At 57.5% G+C, this 5,054-nt stretch carries 5 protein-coding genes; 1 reads left to right on the plus strand and 4 read right to left on the minus strand.

Annotated features, from left to right (window positions below):
• Positions 1 to 126: 126 nt before the first annotated feature.
• From ftsY to ACVW0C_RS14065, 3 genes are all read right to left on the minus strand, one after another.
• Complete coding sequence (gene ftsY / locus ACVW0C_RS14055) at positions 127 to 1,620, minus strand: signal recognition particle-docking protein FtsY (protein ID WP_457386017.1); 1,494 nt, start codon at positions 1,618 to 1,620, stop codon at positions 127 to 129.
• A gap of 103 nt (positions 1,621 to 1,723) precedes the next feature.
• Positions 1,724 to 2,551 carry an LmeA family phospholipid-binding protein gene (locus tag ACVW0C_RS14060; protein WP_414416603.1) on the minus strand — a complete coding sequence of 276 codons (828 nt, stop codon included), beginning with the start codon at positions 2,549 to 2,551 and terminating at the stop codon, positions 1,724 to 1,726.
• Between the two features lie 68 nt (positions 2,552 to 2,619).
• Positions 2,620 to 3,033, minus strand: a complete 414-nt coding sequence (locus tag ACVW0C_RS14065) for a hypothetical protein (RefSeq protein ID WP_457386019.1) — start codon at positions 3,031 to 3,033, stop codon at positions 2,620 to 2,622.
• 715 nt (positions 3,034 to 3,748) lie between these two features.
• Here ACVW0C_RS14065 and ACVW0C_RS14070 point away from each other — a divergent pair.
• Positions 3,749 to 4,114 carry a hypothetical protein gene (locus tag ACVW0C_RS14070; protein WP_457386020.1) on the plus strand — a complete coding sequence of 122 codons (366 nt, stop codon included), beginning with the start codon at positions 3,749 to 3,751 and terminating at the stop codon, positions 4,112 to 4,114.
• 119 nt (positions 4,115 to 4,233) lie between these two features.
• Here ACVW0C_RS14070 and ACVW0C_RS14075 read toward each other — a convergent pair whose 3' ends face one another.
• Positions 4,234 to 4,971: a M48 family metallopeptidase gene (locus ACVW0C_RS14075; RefSeq protein ID WP_457386022.1), complete on the minus strand. Its 738-nt coding sequence runs from the start codon at positions 4,969 to 4,971 to the stop codon at positions 4,234 to 4,236.
• Positions 4,972 to 5,054: the final 83 nt, after the last annotated feature.

The following is a 5,054-nucleotide window of genomic DNA, read 5'->3' on the forward strand; positions in this document are numbered from 1 at the left end:
AACAGAAAGATCAACTGGTAGTAATCCGTACTGAACATATTATACATTATTTTCAGTATAGTTGAGCTTATTATTGACTAGAGTCATGCTCTCCTTCACGGTGGCCCTTCTCAGAGAGGGGGTGCCTCAATACTCGCTTAGAAGAGCTTCCACAAACTCGTAGCTGGAAAAAGGCCGCAGATCTTCTAGCCCCTCGCCGGCGCCGATAAAGCGGATGGGCAGGTTCATCTGCTGCGTAATGGCCAGGGCAATCCCCCCCTTGGCGGTGCTATCCAGCTTAGTCAGGATCACACCGCTCAACTTGGCAGCCTCGGCAAATACCTCGGCTTGGCGCAACCCGTTTTGCCCTTGGGTGGCATCCAGCACCAGAAGGCTTTCTACTTTGGCTTCGGGAGCTTTTTTGTCAACGATGCGGCGGATCTTGGCTAGCTCGTCCATCAGGTTTTTCTTGTTTTGCAGACGGCCTGCCGTGTCCACCAACAGCAACTCGGTGCCCCTGGCCTTGGCGGCTGTGATGGCGTCAAAAACCACCGCTGCCGGATCGGCATTGGGAGAGGGATTGGCGATCACCTCTACCCCTGCTCGCTCTGCCCAAACCTTGAGCTGCTCCACAGCAGCAGCCCGGAAAGTATCAGCAGCAGCAATCAGACAGCGGTATCCAGACTTGCGGGCGACATGGGCAATTTTGCCAATGGTGGTGGTTTTGCCCGCCCCATTCACCCCGACAATCAGCCAAATGTTGAGCGTGTCCCGTTGTGGGGCAAAGGTGGGATCCCCCACCGTCAACATCTGCCGCATCTGCTGCTTGAGGTATTTGACGGCCTCCTCTGGGGGCACCACCTCCTCTCGCATGCGCTTTTGTAGGGCTTGGATGATCTGCTCGGTGGCGTCGATCCCCACATCGGCCTGCAGCAACAGGGCCTCAATTTCTTCCACAGCCTTCTGATCCAGAGGGCCGCGGCCTACCAGGGCTTTCAACTGGTTGATCAGGTTAAGGCGGGTTTTGCCCAAGCCTCGCCGCAGCTTTTGCAGCCAGGAGATTTCCTCAACGGAAATCTCTTCCGGTTTGCGCCCTTGAGCCGCCAAGATCTCGGCTGACCAGCGGAAGCCCTCATCGAAGACCAGCTCTTCCGGCCCCGTCTCTGGAGAGGGAGCAACGGCTGGAGTCACCGGCTCGGGTTTGGGCTCGTCCACAGCGCTGGCTTGCAGGGCTTGGAGACGCTCAGCAGCGCGGGGAGCCAGATCGAAAAACGAGGGAGCTGCCGCCGGCTGCACAGGGGGCGATTCTGGAGATGCTGGTTCTTGTGTTGGAGTGGAGGACTGGACGGGTTCACGGGGTTCTGCTTGGGCAAGTGGGCCGGAGTCCTCAGTCGAGGCCGGTGGCTGCAGCTGGACGGATTCTGCTCGCGCAGGCGGGGCGGACTCCTCGGTTGCCGGTGGGGCTTGGGCAGCAGCACGGGCCTTCAGGTTGGCATAGGCGGCTTTGGCAAAAGCCAAATAGTCTTCAGGGGAGATCTCCGCCGGTTCTGTGGCTGGCGCGGGGGCTGGTGGCGAAGACTCCGCTTCACCAGGAGAGTCGGTAGAGTCGGTATAGCGGCGGCGAAACCAATCGAAGGCCATAATCCCATCTCCAGCCTGGCTGATCTTTATCCAGTTTGACAGAGTAGCTCTCCTGCTAGAGCGCAGCCCTGGGGAGCTCATCCCTGCTCAATGGGGATCCCCGTTAGCGGGACGAGGTCCTTTCCAACCCTTCCACCCGCACAAACCCAATCACCTGCAACTGGTCAGGCTCTATCTCTAGGCTGAGCACCCGCATCAGGATCCCAATCTCTTCCAGCTCTTGCAGGTCAAGCACCTCATTGAGCCCGCCCAAAAACGCTGCTGAGATCTCATCGGGAACCCGCACAGAACCGATCACAAACTCCGGATTCTCCAGCTTTAGGCTGCGCCCTTCTTCCACGCGGATCCCGGTGTTAAACACCACCTCCACCGCTCGCGTTAGCGGGACGGAGTCCTTTTGCTCAGTACCGCCGTCTTTCTCCACCAAGAGGGCAGAGAGCTGAATGCGGCTGGGATCCAAAAACTCGACTCGAGGCTGACGCAGATCAAAACGGCGAGCTTCCCTTCCAGCTCCCCCAAAGGGCAGATCGGCGCGGATATCCTGAAACTGGCGGAGCACCTCTGGCTTGTTGAGGGCAGCATTCAAGTCCTCTTCCCGCACCAACACCCGTACCGCCGCTTGCAGAGGTCGCGCTAGGCGCAAGGGAGCCCCCTGGAAAAAAGAGGGGTCAATTGCCACCGGATCAGTTTCCAGCTCCAGAAGCTCGATGCGGGGAAAGGGCGCTCGATAGAGCCCGCGACCGGCAATCAGCAGGCGATCCGCTTGGCCATTCAGCAGTCGGTAATTGGGCTGGCTTTGAATACGCACCTCCAAAACCTCTGCCCGATCCAACTGATCCAGCAAAAGCTGCCGCGCCGTCTGATCCGCCAGATAGCCCGCTCCTCCTCCCAAGCTCGCCAACAGCCCCAAGAGAACCGCCAGGATCTCCATGCTCACTGCCCTGCTGTGCCCTAACCTAGGTTAGCAAGGGGATCCCTGGCCCACCTTGGGGATCCGGGCTAGCGCATCACCTTGAGGGGGCTGGCCTCAATGGGGCGATTGCCCATAAAGGTTTTGGCAATTTTCAGGCCATCGGCCATTATCGGCCGATTGAGCGTGGGATCATGGATGAATTTGGCCCCAGAGGCAACCGTTGGGCGTCCCTCCCCCCAAGTGTCCACGACTTTGAGAGTTGCAGCAGCAACTGGACGTCCGTCGGCATAGTAATCCACCACTTTCAGGGTTGAAGCCCCAACCGGACGGTGGTCAATCTCAATTTCGCTGAACTTGACAGGGCTGGGAAACACGGGCGGGCCGGATTTCTCCCCCAGCAGTACCGGCATCTGAGCAGCCGCAGAGGCCCCATCAGCAGGCAGGGGAGCCAGGTTTAGAGCGTTACCCGTTTGCGTTAGCGGGAGGGCGTCCTTTCCCATAGAAGAAGCCTCTTGCTCTGGAAGCGTGCCGGAATGACCATTTGGAACGGCCATAAGAAACTCCTGAGTTGGTAGAGATAATGAACAAAACAGGACGGGAAAGGGCAGGAAGCTAGATCCCAGTGGAGCGCTGCGGAAGAGGCATACCGTTGGCAAGGCTAAAGGTTGGCCTCCCCAAGTTCATCCCCAAGTTCAAATGAGTGAGACTGAATCTCGAATCTAAAAATATTCTAAACCAATAAAAATATTCTAAACCAAAGTTTGGCATGGGATCCGCCGGCTGTGACCCAACGGTTCCTAAGACGATGCCGGCCAGTCGCGTTAGCGTTGCGCAGCTATGACGTCCTGATACATTTACGCTGAACACTGCTGAACATCACTGTTCAACTATGCAGCGATAGCATTCTGTTTGTTTCCATTCGCGTTAGCGGGACGGAGTCCAAACAGAATGGCGGTATCCCGCAAAGCTTTGAGTAGAATACCCAAAGCGCAGTTTCCGTGTCGTCTTACTACCAATTTTCTGCTTTGCTTTGGCTACCATGTTGGCAGACTCGAAAGTAAACAGAAAGATCAACTGGTAGTAATCCGTACTGAACATATTATACATTATTTTCAGTATAGTTGAGCTTATTATTGACTAGAGTCATGCTCTTCGCTTCAGCCACCCCCTGGCAAAATCCAAAGCGGACGGTACACTAGTGAGTTAGCAAAGTCTATGGCAGGGATCCCCTATTCCTATTGGCGCTGGGCAAGGTGGGCTACACCGGCTCTGTGGGCGTTGCTGCTTTGGTTTGCTCCTGCAGCTCGAGCTTCTACCCTGGACGCGCCCCCATTTGACCTGAATGTTGTCCGCTCCCGTTCTCTGCCGTGGAGACATCCTCTTCTTGTTCCCGAGCAGAAGGATCCCATCCCATCCGCTCGCGTTGGCGAGACGGAGTCCTGGGCTGAAGTCGAGGTGACAGAGCCTCCTTTCCTAGAGTTCACCCTTGAAGAAAGCAACGCAGCTGTTGCCCTATTTGGATGCGATTGCCCGGCCCACCTCAACCAGTTGCGGAGACTACGCGGTCTGCCTTTGCTGTGAAGCACAGCTCCACCAGTAGCCATCCCCGACCAAGAAACACAGGAAGTCATCAAGGCCAAAGATTGGGAGCGAGAGCCATTTCAGCCGGCCTTGGGCAGAAGGGATCCCCCTGGGCCGAGTTAGGGCAGGACAGGGAGTAGCGGCAGGATCTCAATCTCGGTGCGTTGGGTTTGTTCGGGGGATCCGGAGGGCCAAATGGAGCCGCCGGAGCCGTGGAGTGGAACGGTCTGACCGGCTGGGCTGACCATGCCGTGCTGAATGATGAGCTGGTTGAGGCGGGCAATGCGCTCCGAGACGGGGGGATGGGTGCGCAGGAACTCTGGCACAGATCCGCGGGATTGCAACTTGGCCAAAAATTGCGGCATGCCCTGCGGGTCAAACCCGGCGCGATAGGCTGCCCCCAGACCTTTTTCATCGGCGATAAACTCGTTTTCACGGCTCTGCGGGCGCCGTACTCCCAATTCCAGGGCCAGAGCGGCCAGGGTACTGTCGTTGAGCCCCAACAATTGAGCCCCAAACTGGGCAGTGGCAGCCTGCTGCAGTTGTTGCAGGCCGTGGCGTTCGCCGATGTGGGCCACCTCGTGGGCCAGCACGGCGGCAATCTGGTCGTCGTTGTCGGCGGCTGCGAGGGCACCAGTGGTGATGTAGACAAAGCCTCCCAGTGTGGCAAAGGCGTTGATGTCGGGATCTTCCACCACTTGAAAGGTGTAGGGCAGATGGGGCCGTTCGCTGTGGGCGGCCACCCGTTGGCCAATGCGGTTCACCCGCTCGACCCAGTAGGGATCCGAACTGAGGCGAAGTTGTCCCCGCGCTTTCAGTTGTCGATCGATCTGGCGGCCTAAGCTCACCTGATACATTTACGCTGAACACTGCTGAACATCACTGTTCAACTATGCAGCGATAGCATTCTGTTTGTTTCCAACCAGAATGGCGGTATCCC

It is taken from the genome of Thermostichus sp. OS-CIW-26, assembly GCF_054058395.1.